The sequence below is a fragment of the Thermosynechococcus sp. Uc genome, assembly GCF_029335995.1.
Classification (GTDB): domain Bacteria; phylum Cyanobacteriota; class Cyanobacteriia; order Thermosynechococcales; family Thermosynechococcaceae; genus Thermosynechococcus.
In genome coordinates this window covers 1-20,963 of sequence record NZ_JARJMS020000031.1, presented here as the reverse complement: position 1 = coordinate 20,963, position 20,963 = coordinate 1, and the positions used below count along the sequence as shown (strand labels likewise).

20 protein-coding genes and 2 pseudogenes are annotated in these 20,963 nt (G+C 51.3%); 11 read left to right on the top strand and 11 right to left on the bottom strand.

The genetic code is table 11. From position 1 onward, the window contains the following. Together P3X23_RS03600 and P3X23_RS03595 are read left to right on the top strand one after the other, a co-directional pair. On the top strand, window positions 1-202 hold a 202-nt coding region (locus P3X23_RS03600), incomplete at its 5' end, for an EAL domain-containing protein (RefSeq protein WP_300873229.1). Window positions 203-340: 138 nt separating this feature from the next. Further along, a pseudogene (locus P3X23_RS03595) lies at window positions 341-602 on the top strand (transposase); the annotation flags it as partial. Between the two features lie 178 nt (window positions 603-780). Here the strand turns inward: P3X23_RS03595 and P3X23_RS03590 are convergent. Continuing rightward, the gene (locus P3X23_RS03590; RefSeq protein ID WP_300873227.1) at window positions 781-2,460 is read right to left on the bottom strand and encodes an alpha/beta hydrolase; all 1,680 of its coding nucleotides are present in this window, start codon (window positions 2,458-2,460) and stop codon (window positions 781-783) included. Window positions 2,461-2,830: 370 nt separating this feature from the next. On the opposite strand from P3X23_RS03590, the gene P3X23_RS03585 reads away from it, so the two are divergent. Next, window positions 2,831-3,574 (top strand): DUF928 domain-containing protein, encoded by a 744-nt coding sequence (locus P3X23_RS03585; RefSeq protein WP_300873225.1) that lies wholly within the window; start codon window positions 2,831-2,833, stop codon window positions 3,572-3,574. Here the strand turns inward: P3X23_RS03585 and P3X23_RS03580 are convergent. From P3X23_RS03580 to P3X23_RS03565, 4 genes and pseudogenes are all read right to left on the bottom strand, one after another. Continuing rightward, window positions 3,571-4,410, bottom strand: a complete 840-nt coding sequence (locus tag P3X23_RS03580; RefSeq protein WP_300873223.1) for a fatty acid desaturase — start codon at window positions 4,408-4,410, stop codon at window positions 3,571-3,573. The two genes, P3X23_RS03585 and P3X23_RS03580, sit on opposite strands and share 4 nt — an antisense overlap. 139 nt (window positions 4,411-4,549) lie before the next feature. Then, window positions 4,550-4,693: pseudogene (locus P3X23_RS11925) on the bottom strand (RNA-guided endonuclease TnpB family protein); the annotation flags it as partial. Between the two features lie 134 nt (window positions 4,694-4,827). Then, window positions 4,828-6,210 (bottom strand): oxygen-independent coproporphyrinogen III oxidase, encoded by a 1,383-nt coding sequence (gene hemN / locus P3X23_RS03570; RefSeq protein ID WP_300873220.1) that lies wholly within the window; start codon window positions 6,208-6,210, stop codon window positions 4,828-4,830. A 36-nt stretch (window positions 6,211-6,246) separates the two neighbouring features. Beyond that, window positions 6,247-6,978, bottom strand: a complete 732-nt coding sequence (locus tag P3X23_RS03565) for a heme oxygenase (biliverdin-producing) (RefSeq protein WP_300873218.1) — start codon at window positions 6,976-6,978, stop codon at window positions 6,247-6,249. A gap of 273 nt (window positions 6,979-7,251) precedes the next feature. Here P3X23_RS03565 and acsF point away from each other — a divergent pair, with 273 nt between their 5' ends. Beyond that, window positions 7,252-8,316, top strand: coding sequence for a magnesium-protoporphyrin IX monomethyl ester (oxidative) cyclase (gene acsF / locus P3X23_RS03560; protein ID WP_300873216.1), 1,065 nt, complete (start codon window positions 7,252-7,254; stop codon window positions 8,314-8,316). On the opposite strand, the gene P3X23_RS03555 is transcribed toward acsF, so the two are convergent. Further along, a complete protein-coding gene (locus P3X23_RS03555; protein WP_300873214.1) occupies window positions 8,313-8,621 on the bottom strand; it encodes a DUF3181 family protein in 309 nt (102 codons plus the stop codon). The genes acsF and P3X23_RS03555 overlap by 4 nt on opposite strands. Window positions 8,622-8,762: 141 nt before the next feature. Next, window positions 8,763-9,182: a photosystem I reaction center subunit II PsaD gene (locus P3X23_RS03550; RefSeq protein ID WP_298614669.1), complete on the bottom strand. Its 420-nt coding sequence runs from the start codon at window positions 9,180-9,182 to the stop codon at window positions 8,763-8,765. 380 nt (window positions 9,183-9,562) lie between these two features. Here P3X23_RS03550 and P3X23_RS03545 point away from each other — a divergent pair, with 380 nt between their 5' ends. Then, window positions 9,563-10,198, top strand: a complete 636-nt coding sequence (locus P3X23_RS03545; protein WP_300873212.1) for a YqiA/YcfP family alpha/beta fold hydrolase — start codon at window positions 9,563-9,565, stop codon at window positions 10,196-10,198. Here the strand turns inward: P3X23_RS03545 and P3X23_RS03540 are convergent. After that, window positions 10,180-11,169 (bottom strand): methyltransferase domain-containing protein, encoded by a 990-nt coding sequence (locus tag P3X23_RS03540; protein ID WP_300873210.1) that lies wholly within the window; start codon window positions 11,167-11,169, stop codon window positions 10,180-10,182. The genes P3X23_RS03545 and P3X23_RS03540 overlap by 19 nt on opposite strands. Before the next feature lie 266 nt (window positions 11,170-11,435). Between P3X23_RS03540 and ribBA the strand changes: the two genes are divergently transcribed. The 3 genes from ribBA (at window position 11,436) to P3X23_RS03525 (ending at window position 14,632) form a co-directional block, all read left to right on the top strand. After that, window positions 11,436-13,115 (top strand): bifunctional 3,4-dihydroxy-2-butanone-4-phosphate synthase/GTP cyclohydrolase II, encoded by a 1,680-nt coding sequence (gene ribBA, locus P3X23_RS03535; protein WP_300873209.1) that lies wholly within the window; start codon window positions 11,436-11,438, stop codon window positions 13,113-13,115. A 76-nt stretch (window positions 13,116-13,191) separates the two neighbouring features. Then, window positions 13,192-13,878 (top strand): TPM domain-containing protein, encoded by a 687-nt coding sequence (locus P3X23_RS03530; RefSeq protein WP_300873207.1) that lies wholly within the window; start codon window positions 13,192-13,194, stop codon window positions 13,876-13,878. A 19-nt stretch (window positions 13,879-13,897) separates the two neighbouring features. Continuing rightward, complete coding sequence (locus tag P3X23_RS03525; protein ID WP_300873206.1) at window positions 13,898-14,632, top strand: 2-phosphosulfolactate phosphatase family protein; 735 nt, start codon at window positions 13,898-13,900, stop codon at window positions 14,630-14,632. Here P3X23_RS03525 and P3X23_RS03520 read toward each other — a convergent pair. Beyond that, window positions 14,622-15,527 (bottom strand): 4-hydroxybenzoate solanesyltransferase, encoded by a 906-nt coding sequence (locus P3X23_RS03520; RefSeq protein ID WP_300873231.1) that lies wholly within the window; start codon window positions 15,525-15,527, stop codon window positions 14,622-14,624. The two genes, P3X23_RS03525 and P3X23_RS03520, sit on opposite strands and share 11 nt — an antisense overlap. A 127-nt stretch (window positions 15,528-15,654) precedes the next feature. Between P3X23_RS03520 and corA the strand changes: the two genes are divergently transcribed. The 3 genes from corA to P3X23_RS03505 all read left to right on the top strand — a co-directional run bounded on the left by corA (window position 15,655) and on the right by P3X23_RS03505 (window position 19,141). Further along, complete coding sequence (gene corA, locus P3X23_RS03515) at window positions 15,655-16,827, top strand: magnesium/cobalt transporter CorA (protein WP_300873204.1); 1,173 nt, start codon at window positions 15,655-15,657, stop codon at window positions 16,825-16,827. A gap of 322 nt (window positions 16,828-17,149) precedes the next feature. Beyond that, a complete protein-coding gene (locus P3X23_RS03510) occupies window positions 17,150-18,064 on the top strand; it encodes a Tic22 family protein (RefSeq protein WP_300873203.1) in 915 nt (304 codons plus the stop codon). A 9-nt stretch (window positions 18,065-18,073) separates the two neighbouring features. Continuing rightward, window positions 18,074-19,141: an esterase-like activity of phytase family protein gene (locus P3X23_RS03505; protein WP_300873201.1), complete on the top strand. Its 1,068-nt coding sequence runs from the start codon at window positions 18,074-18,076 to the stop codon at window positions 19,139-19,141. On the opposite strand, the gene P3X23_RS03500 is transcribed toward P3X23_RS03505, so the two are convergent. Beyond that, window positions 19,138-20,205, bottom strand: a complete 1,068-nt coding sequence (locus P3X23_RS03500; RefSeq protein ID WP_300873199.1) for a phosphotransacetylase family protein — start codon at window positions 20,203-20,205, stop codon at window positions 19,138-19,140. The two genes, P3X23_RS03505 and P3X23_RS03500, sit on opposite strands and share 4 nt — an antisense overlap. 45 nt (window positions 20,206-20,250) lie before the next feature. Further along, window positions 20,251-20,625 carry a type IV pilus biogenesis protein EbsA gene (gene ebsA / locus P3X23_RS03495; RefSeq protein WP_300873198.1) on the bottom strand — a complete coding sequence of 125 codons (375 nt, stop codon included), beginning with the start codon at window positions 20,623-20,625 and terminating at the stop codon, window positions 20,251-20,253. Window positions 20,626-20,963: the final 338 nt, after the last annotated feature.

Here is a 20,963-nt window from a genome sequence, read left to right as displayed (position 1 = left end):
TGCCATTGTTGGCCTTGCCAAGGGGCTAAAACTGGAAGTCATTGCCGAAGGGGTTGAGCATTCCTATCAAGTCATGCGACTGCGGGAACTCCAATGTGACTATGCTCAGGGTTACTATTTTTCGCCGGCCCTTAGCATTGAAGACGTGGATGCGCTCCTAGCCAAAATTTATGTTGCTCAGGATAAGCCATTGTCTGAATAGACCGAAAGTGCTGCGGCTGTCACCGGGTCTGTGAATTTTGCAAAACAGCAAGTTTTTCTCAATCATTTTTTCATCTGCGAGGTTGGGAATCCCCGGCCTGAAGGGCGGCGAGGATGTCAAGAAGTATTGCCGCGGGGTGTTGACTGGCTGCGCGCGATCTTCGCCAAGGTCTACACCGACTTCAAAGCGCAACTGGCAGAGATGGACGGCGAGGACGATCACGTGCATCTGCTCGTGGAATATCCGCCGAAGAGTCGTCAGCACTAGCCAAGAGCAGCTCGCTATCTAGAAGCATGACTGGAAAGGCGTGTTGTGGTCGCCGTCCTACTTTGCTTCAAGTTGTGGCGGCGCACCGATTGCCATTGTGCGCCAGTCCATTGAGCAGCAGACACCACCCTGAAAACCCGCAAGGCGGATTTCAAAACCCAGGGACGGCTGCGCTGTCTGCGCTATCCTTCCCCGCCCTGTTAGCTTGCTCCCGCGCAGCGGTACGGCGGGGCTTGCCGCGCACTAGGTCAACAACCGCACCCACAAGGGGAGGGGGTTTTCCCGGCAATCTTTGTAAACTGATAATTAGCTTAGCGATACTTCACCGCCTGCGGCACTCTTTGCAATAGTTCTGGCGAGAGGGTTTGGGTCAGACTCAGACCATGGGTGGGCGAACTCAAAGCCATTGCTGCTGCTGGTGTCAGCCATTGCCGTGCCTGCTCCTCCCCTAGGAGATGCAAGCGTAAAAAGGCTAAGCTTAATCCCTGCAGATAGGCGCGAGATCGCGGCGGGGTGGCACCCACTAGGGACTGGGGGATTGGCAGGACTGGTTCATTTTGACCGGCTTCACCAATCGTCGAGAAATGGGTTGCATCGTCCATCAAGACGAGATAGCGATCAGGCGTCGTCAGCCACGTAAAGGGATAAATTTGTTCCTCGACAGCAGGCGCGATCGCATCATCACTCGCAGCCACAAACATAATGGGAATTTTTAACTGACTCAAGGACTCAGGACTAAAGACAGCACTGGTAATCGGATTAACAGCAATTACCGCTTGCACACGGGAATCTTTTAGAGAATAGACCTTTGGCGGTAATGCTTGCGCTTGGCATTGAAGCAGCAGGGACACATTAAACGACTCTAGGACACTTCTGGTGCAATGTCGCCGCAGTTGTTGAAAATCCAAGGGAGCCCCTGCGAGGGTTAGAGCCGTATAGCCCCCAAAGGACTGACCAATCATGGCTACCCGCTCCAAGTTCAACCGCCCTTGCCAAGGGTAGAGTTGCTCAGGAAATACCCCTAAACGATTAAGAACAAACGTGACATCAAGGGGGCGATCCAGAAATTCTTGAGCTGCTGTCCTTGAACTGACATAGCCCATGGGGAACGACAGGAGCTGCCGAGTTGAACTCCCAACGTGCTCAAGGGCAATAACCGCAAAGCCGTGGGAGGCCAAATGTTGACACAAATAGCGATAGCTGTAGCGACTTGCCCCCAGTCCATGGGAAACAATGACCACTGGAACCCGCTGTCCTGCAGGAACGATCGGTAGATAAAAATCCGCTTCAATGGGGCGAGAATGTCCCGTCAACTGCAATCGCCAAGGTGATTCATCCACTGCTGCCCAAGGCATCTCTAGCCACTGCCAAGATCCTAGCTGGAGCAGTGATTGCACATTGGTAGGGATCGATTGTGTTGGATGTTCAACCGCCTGTTGACGGACAACATCGAGAATCATTTCTGTTGTGCGGATCGTATGCTGGAAGTTTTTGAGAATTGCAAGTCCTTCCTTGAGGTCAAAGCGGAGACTTTGAGAGGGATAATGGCGGATCACACTCAAAGGTGTAAGACCGTTGGGATCGGCCGCCGCAAGAATCAGGGCTCCTCGCAGGGCAAGGGCATTTTCCTGGCGACTTTGGGTCTCAAGAAGCCGACTCGCCTGCACCATTAATTCTTGACCGAGGGGAGAGTACAGGAGTTGGGCAACAGCTACAGGGGAGAGTCGCAGTCGCTCTTGCAATGCCAATCGCAACTGCCGCTGGTGGGCAGGTGGCAATAATCGTAGGTAGCTAGCGAGTTCTAGGGAAGCTTGGCCAGTGGCGGCAAATTGTTCTAAATCGGCAACGGAGAGCGATCGCTCCAAGAGGCCATAGCGAAAAATAATTCTCTCCGCTGCCCATAGTCCCCTTGAGCCACCCTCAAAAAGACTCACCACCACCATGACACTGAGGGGCAGTAATACCAGCCACTTAAGTGAGGAGTTATTCACGGTGAAGAGTTATGTAGTACAACTCAATCAAAAAAAGTTAAATAAAATCGCGAAAACGGCGCTCAGTGCAAGAATGCGATCAGTACTTTCCAGTATAGATACACCCTTTTCTAAAAACATGCCTTAAAGCCGTTGCTCAAAGCCTACCAGCACTACTTTGGAACTGCGAGCGCACTGTTCTCGTCTTGAAAGTTACCTCAGTTGTGAGCCAACGCAATACAGCTAGGTGATGGAAATCATCACAATTACGTTGGAGTTATCACCCCACAGCCCACAACTAACTCCTATGGTAAAAGTGAAATGACCAAAAACTGAAGACTAAAATACCCTAACACTCCCCACTACCGCTTTTCACTGAGGAACTTGACCTATGAAACGCTCTATTTTCACGTCACTAAAATATTTCATTCCTTGGAGCTTGACCGTACTCATCCTCAATGCAGGTCTTGGTTGGGCTGGATTTATTCCCCCCAAAAACCTATCCCGTCCAGGAAATCGTGAGGGGGCGGCCACACGTGGCATCTGTAAAGTGCAAACCGCAGCGAATGAACCTGATTTAACCACATTGGTACCTGCAAGTAACATTGGTTTGACGGCAGCAATTCGCCCGACGTTTTATTGGTATTTACCCGCCAATAATTACAAAGCCCTGGAATTTACGCTCTTTCAGACGCTTGCCGACGGAACACAGGTGCCAATTTACAAGCAACAGTTTCCCATGACCAATCGCCCGCGCCTAGACAGTATTATGTTAGCCGGTGACGTGCCGCCCCTACAGGAGGGTGTAGATTATCGCTGGACGGTTAGCCTGATTTGTAACCCTAGTGACCCAGATCCCTCACAGATTCGCTTTGTGGAAGGCTGGGTGCAACGGATCGCTCTACCGAAGGCACTGGAACAACAACTCCGCCAAGCCAGCCCCCTGCAACAGTATGAATTGTTGGCTAGCAATGGCCTTTGGTATGATGCCCTCGATGCTTTGGTGAAACTGCGGCAGAAGCAGCCTAATAACACCAAAGTTAACAGTCTCTGGACAGAGTTAATGACCACCGAGGGCGTTGGTCTCCATCGGCTAAGCCATTTGGCGATCGCCCAACGCAGCCGAGGCAATTAGGACAACGCTGTGGGCGGGGGCAACTGTACCTTAGAAGCCAGACCCAGTCCCTGGAGGATGCGAATTACCCACCATGTGGGATCTACTTCCCACCAATACCAGCCAGCCTTAGCAACGTGGGGATAGGCATGGTGGTTGTTGTGCCAACCTTCGCCGTAGGTAAGCAGCGCAGCCCACCAGAGGTTGCGGGAGTTGTCTGATGTCTCGAAACGGCGGTAGCCCCACTTGTGGGTTACGGAGTTAATAAACCAAGTACTATGCCAGAGGAAAACAGCCCGTACAAACATCCCCCACAGCAACCATGACCAACCGCCCAAGCCGTAGAGGAGCAATGCAAGGGGCACTTGCAGTAGCAAAAAGTAGCGATCAAGCCAGCGGTAGAACGCATGCCGCATCAAGTCTGGAGCAAAGCGGGCATACTCCTCAGGATTAAAGAATTGAGGCTGGGGATAGACCATCCAAAGCATATGACTCCACCAAAAGCCCCGCCGCGCTGAGTAGGGGTCTTTCACCTCATCTTCCGTATGGGCATGATGCAAGCGGTGGCCAGCCACCCAAAAAATCGGCCCCCCCTGCATTGCTAGGGCACCCACAAGGGTAATGCCATACTCTAACCACTGGGGGACTTGGAAACTGCGGTGGCTCAAGAGGCGATGGTATCCCAAGCAGATGCCAATACTGCCAAAGAGCCAGTGGAGAAAGAGGGTTACTGCCAGCGCAGACCAAGAGAAAAAGAAAAGGGCAACTCCCGCTAAAAGATGGATAATTCCCAAAAAGAGGACAAACCCCCAATTCAAGCGGGTGGCTTGGGGTTGCAATTCCAAGGATGATGACATAGGTACTCCTCAACACCGTTTATCAGTTTAGATTGCAAGAGCTTGAACCACAAGAAAATCCTGTGAACTACCGCTATTGAATCAAAGATGACAATAGCAGCTTCCTACCCAACAGATTGCCCAGTTGATAGGAGCATTGATGGATTTTCCCTGTCTGCTCAGCTTTGTATTTCAGCATCGTCAAAAACATTCCCGCACCCACTTGGCGGATGGCCTTAGCTAGGTTGTGACTCTTGACCATACCTTTGACATTGAAGTTTTCCACTCCGATGACTTGGTTTTTCGTCTGCGGCTGATTGGGGTAGAGCCTGACATTTTGAGCATTCGGGTCAACTGGATTTATCATAAGCCCTTTATCATAGGTTGCTGTCGCAAGTCGTCTCGCGCTTCTAAAGCGGAGGATTCTTGCGGGTTTTGCTAAATGGCTTTAGAAAATGTCCTACCAGATTTTTGTTGCAGGTAGGCATCAAAGGCGGCAGCGATATTGCGGATGAGGAGTCGTCCCACGGGGGTGACCTCTAGGCGATCGCGCCCCAATTTGAGGAGCCCATCGGCAGCCAATTCTTCAAGTGCAGCTAACTCTGGGGCAAAGTGGGTATCAAAATCGAGATTAAACTGGCGAGCGATCGCCCCCTTGTCGAGGCTAAACTGGCACATCAATTCCATGATGATGGTGCGGCGCAGCAAATCCTCACCCCGCAGTTGAATACCGCGCTCTGTGGCCAGTTGACCTGCTGCAATTTCACTGAAGTAGGTGGCCAAGTGTTTTTGATTTTGAGCATAGGCCTCCTGCAACATGCTAATCGAGGTCAGACCAAAGCCAATGAGGTCGGCCGCAGGCAGCGTTGTATAGCCCTGAAAGTTGCGCTTGAGCGTCCCCGCCTCTTGGGCGATCGCCAACTCATCCGTGGGCTTAGCAAAGTGATCCATGCCGATATACTGATAGCCTTGGCTAGTCAGCATTTCAATCACCCGCTGCAAGATGGCCAACTTGGTCGAGCCATTGGGTAGAGTTGTTGGATCAATACGCTTTTGAATCGGTTTGAGATTGGGCAGATAGGCAAAGTTAAAGACAGCAATGCGATCTGGATCAAGGCGGAGCGTTTTGGCAATCGTTGTTTCAAAGGATTGAACGGTTTGGTAGGGCAAGCCATAAATGAGGTCAATGTTGACACTTGCAAAGCCAGCAGCGCGGATCCACTCCATTACTTGGAACAGCCACGCTTCAGGCTGGATGCGATTTACCGCCAGCTGCACCTGAGGGTCAAAGTCCTGCAGGCCAAAGCTGATGCGATTGAAACCCAGCTCCCGCAAACGAAAGAGGTACTCACGGTTGACATAGCGGGGATTCACCTCAATGGAAATTTCCGCATCCTTGGCAAATTCAAAGTGATGGGTGAGGGTGCGCCACAGGGATTCCACTTGGTCAATGGTGAGGTAGTTAGGGGTACCCCCCCCCCAGTGCATTTGAATTACTGGACGAGTGCGATCCAGCCGTGCAGCCACTAGGGCAATTTCCTCAGCCAAAGCGTCCAAGTAGGTTTTGGCAATGGTTTGACTTTGGGTGATAATCACGTTGCAGCCGCAAAAATAGCAGGCGCTTTGGCAAAAGGGAATATGTATGTACAGCGAGAGGGGCAGACGCTCCTCATTGCTTCGCAGCAGTTCCCGTTGGAAACAATGGCGATTAAAGTCGGCAGTAAATTCGGCAGCCGTAGGGTAACTGGTATAGCGAGGCAAGGGGCGATCGTATTTTTGCAGCAGTGCCCCATCAAATTGAATTGGCTGAACCACACTCATGGTTTTTTGCAAGCTCCTAACAAGATAATAGGGGTCTTAGACGGCAACAGCTTCAGGACGGGGGTGCTCTCGCCGACTGGGCTGGTTTTCAATGACGACCGACTGCCACACCTGATCGCCAACGGTGGCTTTTAACTCAGGCTCAAGGGCGTGCATGAGATTGCAGTTGAGGGCAAAAGCAAAGTTGGCTTCCTTGACAATGCGAGCGATCGCCTCCCCATCGAGGCCAAGACCATCTAAGGTTTCCCGATACCGCTGCTTAAAGGCTTTCTTGTCCTCTGGGGTTGGCAGCGCTGGAAACTCGTAAAAGGCCGTGCCTTTGCCCTCAGGAAGTGTCAAGTGAGAGCGAACAATTTTACTCAGGGCTTGCCCTCCTGAGAGATCGCCCATATAGCGAGTGTAGGAGTGGGCAATCAGCAGCAGGGGATCACTTTTAGCCACATCATGAATGCGACTGAGGTAAACACGGGTGGCCGTAAGAGGTGTAATCTGATCCTGCCAATTGTCACCATAGTAGAAGGCCAAGTCTTCAGCCAGTTGGCCACTGCGGTTGAGTTCGGGGAAGTACATTGCCCGCAGGGAAGCGCCCTCGGCAGTGGCTAAGGCCGCTTCAAGGGCAGTGTAAACGAAATAAAGATTGGCCAGAAATTGGCGAAAGAGGCTGGAGGTAATGAATCCGCGGACAAAACATTTCATAAAAGCAGTGTGCTCTGCCAAGGTGTGAGCCTCGGCAGTTCCTTCACGCAGTGCAAGGGAGAGCACCGTCATACCTGTGACTCCTGAAATTTGTTTTTAACATTTTTTTGAGGCAAAATTCATCCTGCCAACGCAGAATGGCCGTGGGCTGAATAATGGCAGAACGGCAAACTACAGGTGAGTATTACTTTTTGACCATATCGCTGTCAAGTGAAACTTCAAAAAACATTACAAAGATGCTTACTTTTGCAAAATCGTCAAGACAATTCTTGACCATTCTAAGGGATATAGTATAGTAAAACGGTATGACTTACATAGGCTTAGTTCTATAGGAGTGAAAGGCTTATGGTGGCGATCGCCCCCAACCCTGATTCAGGCCAGACTGTTAAAACCATTCGTGAAAACCTTTTAACCCCCCGTTTTTACACAACAGATTTTGAACATGCTGCAAAACTTGATCTCAGTCGCCAGCAGGAACAACTAGAAGCAATGTTGGCGGAGATGCGAGCCGACTATAACCGCCATCACTTTGTCCGCGATGACTCCTTCAAAGGCACTTGGGACACACTGGATGCCGAGAGCCGCAAAGCGTTTATTGATTATCTTGAGCGCTCCTGTGTCTCTGAATTTTCCGGGTTTTTGCTTTTTAAGGAACTTTCGCGCAAGCTCAAGAATCGCAACCCCCTATTGGCGGAAATCTTTCACCTAATGGCACGGGATGAGGCACGGCATGCTGGATTTCTCAATAAGGCAATGATGGATTTTGGCCATGCCATGGACTTGGGCTATCTCTCCAAAACGCGCAGGTACACCTTTTTCCCGCTGCCCTGGGTGCTCTACACCGTCTATCTATCGGAGAAAATTGGCTATTGGCGTTACATCATTATCTATCGTCACCTTGAAAAGCACCCCGAACATTCCTTCTATCCTCTGTTTAATTACTTTGAAAGTTGGTGCCAAGATGAGAACCGCCACGGCGATATTTTCAAAGCGCTGATCCACTCCCAACCCCAGCTAATTCAAGGCTGGGGAGCAAAACTCTGGATGCGTTTCTTCCTGCTGAGCGTATTTGCCACCCATACGCTGACAGTTCACGAACGCGCCAAGTTTTATGAAGCCCTTGGCCTCAATGCCACCGACTTTGATCGCGAGGTGATTGCCAAAACCAATGAAACAGCAGCGCGCACATTCTCTGTGGTTCTCAATGTTGATCACCCTGAGTTTTATCCGCGTCTGCAACGCTGTGTTGAGATCAACGAAAAACTCCAAGCCATCGAAGCCAGTCATCAACCGAAGTGGCTGAAGGCCTTGCGGAAGCTGCCCCATCAACTGGCGATCGCGGGCCATCTTCTGCGCATTTATCTTTTGCCGCCGGTCAATGCCCAACAGGAATGGGGCACAGTGCACTAGAACTCAAGCTCCTCTTGGCGGAAACGGTTGAGCAGTTCTACCAGCAACGCTTGGTTGGCCTTGGGAATCAGGCGATCAAGGGAAAGGAACTGCTGACCCCCACCAAGGGGAACTGAAACCTCCTGCAAGATGCTAGTGACCTGCGCCGAATTGATTTCCCCCTGTTCCAAGAGGGGCAAAAATGCCTCAGCAAGGGGGGTTGCTAGTTTTGCATCGCCAAGGTATAGATGCCATTTAGCAACATCCATATAAATATCACGAGCAATTTCAGCCGCAAGGCGTTCAATCAATGGAGTACGACTCATGGGTGTCACCTAATTCTGTATTCCCTATCATCGGGCACATAGGTTAAATACGGTAGTCTGGCAGACCCACTCAATCAGAGCTAAAAAAATCCCCCTATGGTTAATCCACAGGGGGTTACAAAGTAGCTGTTTAGAACCAACCTATGGATCGTAGGGCTTTTTGCCAGTAAATTTCAGTTGAGAGGGGTTGGGATTTTGGCCAATGGAGCGCGGCACACTGTTGACGGCTTCGCGCCCTTGGTTTACTTTCTCGGGGAAAACCCCATCCTTGGGATGGATCAACACCGTTTCACCATCGGGGAAAATGCGATAGATTTTGTAGTCGTTAATTTTGCGGGGACGCAGTTGTTGGGCAGCGAGGGCAAGGCACTGCTCCTTACGGGCAAGGTAAACGAGATTTTCGCCTTCACGCATCACAGCAGCCCCAGCCGTCGGCATTTCAAAAACTTGCTCTTTGGGGCTTGTCCAAGTGATGGCGTATTTCTCTTCGGTATCCGCTTTGCTGAGGAGGCCGCCGGTGCTGCCACCATAGAGCGGGGGTTGCCCAGTGAGTGTTGTCATGCGTTCGATCCTCAATCTCTCACGTTTTTATCCTTAAGACTGGCTAGATACAACCCTTTTCTTGGATAGGGGATACATAAAGAAGATGTAATTCTCTCCCATAAAGGCCTTCGCAGTTTGCAGCGTTTGCCATCCTTGCGAAAAGGGCTGTAGCCAGATTCAACGGCATCGTAGCACTGAAACTGCTACGTTGCGGCGAGTTGTGAGAAACTGTAACAGTTCGTTCATGCTGACTCCTCGTTATCGGGCTATTTGATCCTGATTCTGAATTATTGCCAATGATCACCCTTGAAAAACCTCTAGCTAAAGGGCAGATTTGTTAAGATTATTGACAAAGTACAACAAAAATATGTTTGCTCCTCACAAGGGATGACCGATCAATGCAATATCTCTACCTCCATGGATTTGCCTCATCGCCGCGCTCGGGTAAAGCTCAGTATTTTCGCGATCGCTTTGAGGAACTCGGTCAGTCTCTCCTCATTCCTGATCTGAATCAAGGAGACTTTTTTCACTTAACGCTGAGTCGCCAAATTGCCCAGGTAGCGGCGCTGCTTTCCCCAGGGGAACCCGTGACCCTAATTGGCTCGAGTTTTGGCGGATTAACTGCCGCCTGGCTAGCAGAAAAACATCCCCAAGTGGTGCAACTCTTTCTCCTTGCCCCTGCTTTTGAGTTTGCTATCCATTGGCTGCCGCGCTTAGGCGATCAATACCGCCGCTGGCAAGAAACCGGAATTTTAGAGGTCTATCACTACACTGAAGAGCGGCTGCTGCCTTTGAGCTACGACTTTGCTAAGGATTTACTGACCTATGACGATCGCCAGCTGCAGCGGCCTGTGCCCACCCTGATTTTCCATGGCCTTCAGGATAAAGTCATTCCCATTGAAGCTAGCCGTCGCTACTGTGAAGGCCGCCCTTGGGTCAGTCGGGTGGAATTAGACAGCGATCACGCCCTCAAGGAGGTACAGCCGGCCATCTGGGGCATGATGTATCCCATTATCTATGAGCAGTTAACCTGAGAAGCTGGGTCCAGGGAGACAGCGGGAATTTCCGCTCGTACAGCGCGAAATAGGCCAAAGCGGCACAGTCCCATGCCAAAGGCAATCCGCATCAGCAGAAAAGTGGGCACTTCTCGCAAGGATTTCACTAGTCCCGGTAGGCCAAAGCGAATCAGCCCTTCGGGTCGCACAATTCCCTGCCAAATCGAATCTAACCAGGAGGGGAGCGTTTCTTGGGTCCAGTCGGCGGTGATTACCTCTCCTGCCACTAAACCGGTTGCTTTTAGGGCTTCGGTAAAGCCTTCAATACTGGCAAAGGCAGGGTGCGTCCATTGATCTAGGAGTTGGTGCATGATGAGTTGCTCCCAGAAACTTAAGGGGCGCTGGCGATCGTCCCGCTGGTTCCAATCAGCAACCACAAGAAGCCCCCCTGGCTTTAGGACACGGAGTAACTCTTTGGCAAATTGCTGCTTATCAGGCATGTGCGGGCCTGCTTCAATTGACCAAACTACATCAAAACTAGCCTCCGGAAATGACAAAGCTAAAGCATCATCTACCTGAAACTGCACATTGAGATTTGGCGGGGTGAGTTCCCGCGCCCGCCGCACCTGTGCGGGGCTAATTGTAATCCCGGTTACATGAAAGCCATAGTCACGCGCCAGCAGGCGGCTGCTACCGCCAATACCACAGCCTACATCCAAAATGGTTGTGCCGGCCGGCAGGCGATCGAGGCCGGCCCAGCGCACCATCTCATGGACAAAATCTACCTTCGCTTGGCGAAAGTCTTTGGGACGGGGGGGCGAACCATAGTGGCCAAGGTGAATATGCTCACCCCAGTAAAACTCAAGAATGCCGTCATTAGTCCAGTCGTCATAGGACTTGGCGACAGAGTGGGCAGACTCGTACTTGCGGGGGAACAATAGGTAAAGCGCTACCCCCACAAGGACTAACGCGCTAACAGCAATAACCAGTATGAGTAATAGATGAGACATACAGTGGATTGAGTGCCTAAACCTTTCACTATGATGACGAGATTTTCAGCATTTTTACAAGGCACAGAGCCGTACGTGGAGTTTCCTGCGAGAACACGACCTATTCAATATTGTCTTGAAAAATTGGCTCAATTCTGCCTACCAGTGTTGCAAGCACCCAATCCTCGTGAAAAAGGCTGTAACTTAGTAATAAGACCCCTTAACTTTTGAGAAGTTGGGGAAGTGATAAGCCCCGCGCTGTACCCGATAGGGTGAGCGTCAGGAGGATGTGGCAAATTCTGGAAGTAACTGCCTTGGCGGACGTGTCTGTGTTTGACTCGATTGAATCTGCGTTGGATGCCCTGCGGCGGGGCGAAGTCATTGTGGTGGTGGATGATGAGAATCGCGAAAATGAAGGGGATCTCATTGGTGCCGCTGAGCGGGTGACCCCCGCAATGATTAACTTTATGGCGGTTCATGCACGGGGACTGATTTGCCTTGCCATGGAGGGCGATCGCCTCGATGAATTAGATCTGCCCTTAATGGTGACAACAAATACCGATAGCAATCAAACTGCCTTTACGGTGAGTGTTGATGCCGGTTCCCGTTGGGGGGTTACCACCGGCATTTCCGCCGAAGACCGTGCCCGCACCATTCAGGCGCTCATTGACCCCAGCACCCAGCCTCAAGATTTGCGTCGCCCCGGTCATGTCTTTCCCCTGCGATCGCGCCCCGGCGGCGTTCTCAAGCGTGCTGGCCACACAGAGGCAGCCGTCGATCTCACGCGGTTGGCGGGACTCTACCCAGCGGGTGTCATTTGTGAAATTCAAAACCCCGACGGCACCATGTCACGGCTGCCCCAACTCTTGGAATATGCCCGTACCCACCGGCTCAAAATCATTAGCATTGCTGATTTGATTAGCTATCGTCTCCAGCATGAGCGTTTTGTCCGTCGCGAGGCTGTGGCCAAGCTGCCGACGGAGTTCGGTGAATTCCAAATCTATGGCTATCGCAATTCCCTCGATCAATCGGAGCACGTCGCCATTGTCAAAGGGGATCCCGCCACATTTAGCGAGCAACCCGTGCTGGTGCGGGTGCACTCCGAATGCTTGACAGGTGATGCCCTTGGCTCACTGCGCTGCGACTGTCGGATGCAACTACAAGCAGCTCTGAAAATGATTAACGCGGCAGGACGCGGTGTGGTGGTTTACCTCCGCCAAGAGGGTCGAGGCATTGGGCTAGTGAACAAACTGCGTGCCTACTCGCTGCAAGATTTGGGGATGGACACCGTGGAGGCCAATGAGCACCTCGGCTTTCCAGCGGACTTGCGCAACTATGGCGTCGGCGCACAGATCCTCAATGACTTGGGGGTGAAGCAGATTCGCCTGATTACCAATAACCCCCGCAAAATTGCTGGCCTCAAGGGCTATGGCCTCGAAGTGGTGGATCGGGTGCCGTTGTTGATTGAAGCGACGCCCTACAATACCCCCTACTTGACCACCAAGGCGGAAAAACTAGGGCATCTGCTGCTGCAAACTTACCTAATTACCGTGGCCTTTCGCTGGCAAGAGTCGCAACTCAATCCGGGCGATCGCTATGAACGGTTGGAAAAACTGCGTCATTTGGCTGCAGGTGTCCATTTGTTAGCACGTGAAGAAGCTCGACCCGTTGCTCAGGCAATCTTTGGGCATCCTGACCTCATCGTTCATTTTGGCTTTGACCAACCCCATGTGGCCGATCGCCAGTGGTATCAGCAGCCGGAACACCCCTATGTCCTTGCAGTGCAAACCCTGCTGCGGCAATTTTGCCAATGGCCAATGCTGAAGGGATTTGAATTTCTCGTGGCCACAGGGAGTGATCCGATGCTCAACCTACCTATGGATCTTGATCGCCAAGCCTACACCCAACAGTCCCCCAGTGAGTGGCAGCCTCATCTCATCTATTCATGGTCAGCAGTGGAAAATTAAGATTTATGAAAAGAAAATTTATTTTTGCGATCAACATCTGAGAAAATTGCAGAGAAACATACAGGACTAAGCACAGATGCATCGGCAAGTGGCTTGGAAAAACAGCATTCGCTATCTTTTGCTGGCACTACTCGCCAGTATGTTGTGGGTCACCCCCGTTTGGGCAACCAGCGCGACCGAGATTCCCTTTTCAGGAGCAGCGGCCAGTGTCATTGATGAAGGCAATGTTCTCAGTGCAGTCACCGAAGGCAGTGTCGGGCGATCGCTCCAAGACCTCTCCGAGGCAACGGGCATCAATGTTCATATTGTTACACTGCACCGCCTTGACTATGGCGAAACCCCCCAGAGTTTTGTGGATGACCTCTTTAGCCAGTGGTTTCCCGATCCTGAATCTCAAGCCAATCAGGTGATCATTGCCCTCGATACTGTTACCAATGGCACAGCAATTCATTATGGAGAGGCTGTGGCTGAACGCTTAAATCCTGACACGGCTGAAAGTATTGTCCAAGAAACGATGCGGGTGCCCCTGCGGGACGGCAACTACAATCAATCGGTGCTTGACACCGTCAATCGCCTTACTAAAGTCCTCAAAGGCGAACCCGATCCGGGGCCACCGGTGGTGCGAGAAACCATTGTCGAGAAAACCTACAAAAGCAAAGAGGAAACCGACGATCGCTCTGCCACAATTATCGTCGTTGCCCTGTTAATCGCCGCTACAGTGATCCCAATGGTGACATACTTTATGTATCAAGGATCATCGTAGCCAAGCTCTTCTTCCATGTATGAAAATCTATACTTACCACACACCAGAGCGCGTACCAGCCGACTGGCAGCCCGACTGCGCTATTGCTGTTGATGTTCTGCGAGCAACCACGACGATCGCCACGGCTCTTGCGGCGGGTGCGGAAGCAGTTCAAGTCTTTAGTGATCTGGCAGAATTAGAACAAGTCAGTCAGCAGTGGCCGGCAGCCAAACGAATTCGCGTTGGTGAGCGGGGAGGGAAAAAAGTTGCCGGTTTTGACATGGGCAACTCCCCCGCTGAGTGTGTACCCGAGCGCGTCAAAGGGTGTCGCCTATTTATGAGTACAACAAATGGCACCCGTTCTCTGGAGCGTATTCAAACCAGTCCCCTCGTTCTCGCCGCCGCCCTAGTGAATCGGGCTGCCGTTGCTGAGTTTGTCCAAAAACACCAACCGGCAACCGTCTGGATTGTTGGTTCGGGCTGGGAAGGCAATTATTCCCTCGAAGATACCGTCTGTGCTGGGGCACTCATCCATTACCTCTGGGGTCAGCAGGATGCCCCCCTCGAAACCCTTGCTGGCAATGACGAAACAATTGCCGCCACTGCTCTGTACCGCTACTATCAAGATGATCTATTGACCCTCTTTCACCATTCTAGCCACGGGCAGCGCCTTCTCCACCTCGGCAATGAAGCCGATCTCAAATACTGTGCCCAAGTGGATATTTTAGCAATTGTGCCGTGGCAGGTTTCCCCCAAGCTCTTGACTAAGGCTTAGGGCACCACATCCCCACCCAGAGCAAAAAGCCCAACCAGACATTCTCATTGAAGTAACGACCATAGGTCTGAGTGGGGAGTGTAGTTGTTTGGGTATGACGGCGTTCGTGGGTATAGATTTGCAGAGATTGGCGCAGCCAAAAGTAAGTGGTTACCGCCAAAGCCAGCCAAAATCGCCAAGTGAGTCCCGTACTGAAGCCAACAATGATTAGAAACACCACCGTCAGCAAATAAAATAGGGCGATCGCCAAGGGCGCATAGGCACCGAAAAATAAGGCACTAGAATTTACCCCTAGTCGGCGATCATCGGGGCGATCGGGCATGGCATACACCGTATCAAAAGCCAGTGTCCACATCACCACTGCCGCCCATAACCACGCGGTAGTCAAGGTTAAGCGCCCCTGTACCGCTGCCCAAGGAATCAGCACAGCAAACCCCCAAGCTATTGCCAACACGAGCTGCGGAATAGGAAAGACCCGCTTCGCCAAAGGATAGAGGAGAATCACCGGTACAGCAGCCACCGCTAGCCAATATCCCAAGGGAGTGAGGTAAAAGGTCAATCCCCAAGCACACAGTAGGGCAATTATCATTAGACCCAAGGCCACACCTAGGGAGAGTCGCCGGCTGGCAAGGGGACGGTTTTGCGTCCGCTGCACATAGGGGTCAATATTCCGATCCCAGCAGTCATTCACAATGCAGCCTACAGCACTGGTGGCGATCGCCCCCACCGTAATGATCAGCAGCAATTTCAACGACGGCAAACCCGCACTGGCCAATGTCAATGACCACAGCGCAGGAATCAGGAGAATCAAGCGCCCCGCCGGTTTGTGCCAGCGCAAGAGTTGGGCAATTGCGACCCAAGTGGGCACTGAGGTTGTTGAGACTTGAGGATTCACCACACCAATCCCACCGCGAATGCCACTACACTTGACAATCTTAACTTTTCAGAGGGGTTTGGAGCATTGCGGCTCATTTTGTCCTAGGCTCCTAGTAGCTAATCTGTACTCTGTCTATTCCCCCTGTATGGCCAGAAAACCCTTTCACTTTTTCCGTAGTGCCCCCCCTGCCGAGGAAGAAGATAACTATCTCGAAGATTACTTTTTTGACGAACCCGGCGCTATGCCTGGTACCCTCAGTATCGAGGCTGATGCTCCACCACCAACAATCATTCTCATTGACTATCAGCCGGATCAGGCCAGCCGTCGCATTTTAGAAACTCCTGAAGAATGTGGCGCCTACCTCAGCACTCCCTCCGTCAGTTGGATTGATGTTCAAGGGATTGGCGATGAAGATGTGATGCGGCGACTGGGTCAAGTCTTTCACCTACACCCGATTGTTCTTGAAGACATTGTCAACGTTCCCCAGCGCCCCAAAGTCGAAGACCATGACGATTACATGGTGCTGATTACCCGCATGGTCACGCCCAAAGAAAATGAACATGGCTTTTATACGGAACAAGTGAGCTTCGTCCTAGGGCAACATTTTCTGCTGACCGTCCAAGAAGAACCCGAGCGGGACTGTTTTGACATGGTGCGGCAGCGGATTCGGACAAGTCGTGGCATTATTCGTCGCTACGGCCCCGATTATTTGGCCTATGCTCTCCTCGATGCCATTATTGATGGCTTTTATCCTGTGCTGGAGGACTATGGCGAGCGCATAGAAGAGTTAGAGGATGCTGTTGTTACCCGTCCCAGTCGCGCCATTCTCGAAGAAGTCCACCAAGTCCGTCGGGAATTACTGGCGCTGCGCCGTGCCATTTGGCCGCAACGGGATGCCATCAATGCCATGATTCGAGATCCTAGCCCCCTTCTTTCAGAGGAAGTGCGCATCTATCTGCGGGATTGCTATGACCATGCGATTCAAGTGCTAGATATGGTAGAAACCTACCGTGAACTGGCAGCCAGTTTGATGGATGTGTATCTTTCCTCTGTCGGCAACAAAATGAACGAGATTATGAAGATTCTGACAATTATCTCGACGATTTTCATACCACTAACGTTTATTGTTGGTATCTATGGTATGAATTTTGATCCCGACGCCTCCCCTTGGAATATGCCAGAACTGGCGTGGTATTGGGGCTATCCGGCCTGCTGGGCAGTCATGCTCACCGTCGCAGGCAGTTTGTTTTTCTTTTTCTGGCGTAAAGGTTGGTTCAAGAGCACCACCAGCTTGGAATCTCTGGACACTGAACACTAGTTCCCGAAAGGGTATGGAAACTTGCCCCTTGTACATTGCGTCAAATTGGCTTAGGCTGGGAAAGCAAAGGGAGTACTTTATGTGTAAAAATACTCAGTTTACAGCCTTTTTTCCAAGGATGGCACACACTTAAAACCGTGAAAGCCACTATGGAAAAGGAGCGCATCCCCCTTATGTATTCCATATTTAAGAAAAGAGCTGCACTTGGTGCATAGGTTTTGGTGTGAGTTAGGTAATAAATTGCGATCGCCCCCTCTCCACAACTAAGGGACTGAATTCGGAAAGTTGACCGACTCAAATAGAGCATTCATTAGGAGACTGTATGAAACGATTGGCACACTTGGGTGTTTTGGCAGGGTTAGTGAGTAGCCTGTGGCTAGCACCCGCCCTCAGTCGTTATGACACTGCCACCGCCTTGCCCGAAGAACAAGTGCTGCGGATTCTCAACAATGTGCCCATTTTTATGATCACCAATGATAAAGGGGAACCGCTGACCTTTGAGATGCCCAACCCTCAAGATCGCAACAAGAAAATTCAGGTCTTTACCTTCTTTGTTAATCAGCAGGATGCCCAAACTGCACTTAACGGGATTAAAACGCAGCAGCCAGAGGTGGGTCGCGTCGCTCGGGTCTCCGCAGCCGCCCTCAGTGGTGCCGTGAAAATTGCCCTCGAAAGTCAAAAAAATCCTGCCATTGGTGTGGACATTGTCCCCTCAAGACCGCAGCTGGAAGCAGCCGTGAATCTACTCAAGCAAAGTGGCGATCTGGTAGAACGGGATGGCAAAATTCTGACCAAAGATGGTCAACCTTTCATGGGCGGCACCCCCCTGTTTTTCCTAGCGGATAGCAAAACAGGCAACCCCATCGCCGTAGAAGCACAGATGCGCGAAAACGGCCAAACTCGCACTCAGCGGTTTATTCCTTTTTACTTTGATAAAACACAACTCCAACGGGAGGTGGATCAAGCCCGCCAACAGCGTCCTGAACTTGTTAAAGATACCGGTATCCGCGTCGTTATGCTGGATAATCTGGTGGCAACCATGTTGAGCACCAACGATCCTGTCGCGGGTCAAATTCAACTGGTACAAACCCCTGAGGCCATTCAGTTTGCAGTGCAACAAAGCAGTGGCAACAATGCGCAACGACCTAATCCAGCCAATCAACCTGCTTCTCCCCAACGCTCGAATCAACAAGGGGGAAGTGCAGGGAGCAATCAAGGCACCAATCGCAAGCGCTAAGATACATCCATGCACTGGCCACGCTTCCTGACGGGAATACTTCTGCTGGGTTTACTGTGGGGATGTGCCCTGCCCCAAGTGCGAGCTGAGGAGCGTCTGTTTTTGAATGTAGGGGTAGAATTTCGTGGCGAAGTCCAATTACCCGTCGGCAGCCAGTGGCACAATACTGAGGTGGGGGGGCTGTCGGGTTTGACGTACGATCAACGTCAACAGCAGTTCTATGCCATTAGTGACGATCGCCAGCAGCCTCGGTTTTACACCCTTGAGATCACGCCCGAAACCATTGCCCCCAAGGGCGTGACCCTTCTCCAACAAACCAGTGGTGAGGTGTATCCCGCCAACACCGCTGACCCGGAGGGGATCGTGCTGACACCTGAGGGGCACCTTGTGATCAGCAGTGAAGGGGTGGCAGCCACAGCTAGTCCCCCTTGGATTAAGGCCTTTGAGCGCGAGAATGGGCAAACCATTGAAGCTCTACCCCTTCCCCAGTACTATCTCCCCAATGGTCAACAGGGCATTCGCAATAATCTTGGTTTTGAGGCCCTGACGCTTTCCCCGGCGGGCGATCGCCTATTTGTTGGCGTGGAATCTGCCCTTGCCCAGGATGTTCGCCCCAATATCCCCATTTACTGCCGCCTGCTCCATTACCTGCGGGGGGATGTTGCCCCTGTTTTACTGGCGGAGCACCTGTATCCCTTAGATCCTGCAGAGGCAGTGTTCAATGGTCTTGTGGAACTACTTGCCCTTGACAATGGGGGTCATTTTCTTAGCTTGGAGCGCACCTACAGTCCAGAGATAGGATATGGCATTAAACTCTTTGAAGTATCCCTGGCGGGGGCGACAGATACCCTTGGTATGGCCACGTTACCAGTTGATCTGCGCACCATTCGTCCCGTACAGAAACGGTTAATTTTGGATTTCAAAACACTGGGAATTCCTTTGACTAACTTAGAAGGGATGAGTTTTGGTCCTCCTTTGGCCGATGGGGCGCGATCGCTTTATATCATTGGCGATAATAACTTTGATGGCAAAACGCCAACCCAAGTACTGATTTTTGCCTTGAGTGCCAACCGCTAGGCCTCAACTGTCAAAATCCCCAACTGAGCCAGCAGGCGATCGCCATCCACGTGCTCCTGCATCATTTGCTCGACGCACTTGACTTTGGCGATTTCATGGAGACGCACTTGACCAAAGGCACGATCCACAATTTCCACCGCTGTCAGGGTGTCTAAGTCCACCGAGAGGATTGGGATTTCCAACTCTTCGGCACGGGCAAGAATAGCCGGGGAAGGGGGCAAATGCCCCGTGAGAATCAGGCAATGGGTAGAGGTCTCCAGAGCCGCCCACTGAATATCAGTGCGATCGCCCCCGGTAATCACCGCCATATTGTTTGCTTTACGGAAATACTTTAGGGCGGCACTGACATTCATGGCCCCAATCGTGAGTTCTTCCACCAGCAGATCCAAGCGATCGGGACGGCACAGGACTTCGGCATTTAACTGGCGTACCAATTCCTTGACACTGACACTGCGCAGCAACTGACTGCGGGGCAACATACCAAAAACTGGAATTTGGTGTGCCTCAAGATATTGGCGAATGGCGGGTAAGGGTTGAGCCTCGGGTTGGGGAATATCGTTGATGATCACCCCCAACAGGCGATCGCTCAATTCCGACTTGGCTAGAAGTAGCGATTCCACCACCAAAGGGGACTCATAGCGCACCACCAATAAAATCGGTGCATCCAACACCGCTGCCATTTGGGCTAACCCCAAATCAAACAGCTTCCCCTCTGCTAATGTGGCTGGCCCTTCGAGAAGCACTAAGTCTTCACGGTTCATATTGTGATAGGCTGCTAGGGCTTGGTGATAATCCTGCTGATCTGTGCCTGTGAGCCTTGCCTTAATGGCTTCTGGAGTTAGAGTGAGCAATGTGGGTCGCACATTCTCGAGATTGAGGGTTTCCTGTATAAAACCGACATCAGCTTCGGTTTCTTCGCTGTCGGCATTGGGTTGGTATGTGCCCAAGGGCTTGCCGTAGGCAATGCGGAGGTGGCGATCGCGACAGAGCTTGGCCAAACCTAAAACTGTTGCAGACTTGCCGCTATAAGGCACCATTGAACCAATCAATAAATGCTTTGCCACCGTTGAGTTACTCCTCCCATAACCCCAGCCCTAAACACGCGAGCGTTACTCCAGCCGTAACAGCTTACGATAAAACGCTTTAGAAAAATCGGCAATACGATGCTTTTTATAGTTAATGATCACGTCAATGAGATAGTCCACGAGTTCAAATGTAGTGATCGACATTTCGTACTGTAAATCGGGAGAGTTATCAAAGGTTACTGTACAGCGGGATAAATCCGCCGGCAAATTGGCAATCGTCCATGTGGCAACAAAATCAACATTGTTAGCGCCTTCAATCCCCCGTTGTCCCTCCAACTTCCCCAAACGGTAGAGGGCAATGCCCAAGGGCAGCAGAGGGCGTTTCTCAGCACGCATATAGGGGGCAAAGATATTCACTTCGCGGGGGTTGGCAGGCTGAAGCTGATCGAGGGCGGTCATACAAGAATCCTTAGTGTATTCAGTCTCACCGAATGCTGAAGTCTATTCTACAGTTAGAGCAGGCAGCACAGTTGCCTTGGTTCTAGGAGTGCGTTTCGTTTTGGGAACATATAGTTAACCAAAAGTGTTAATATTCTAGGCCACAAGTAGCTTTGGCTGCGAATCAAGGCTGTAATAGACTCTTGGATATCGCCGCCTGAGTGCTCGTTGTAAATATCGCAGCTTATTTAATAGCTTTCTCCCAAAGTATTCTGGTATGTCCACTAGCTCTAAAATTAAATACGCAACCAAGACCATGTATATCACGAAGTGTTAAACGATAGCTTAAGAGCCTAAAA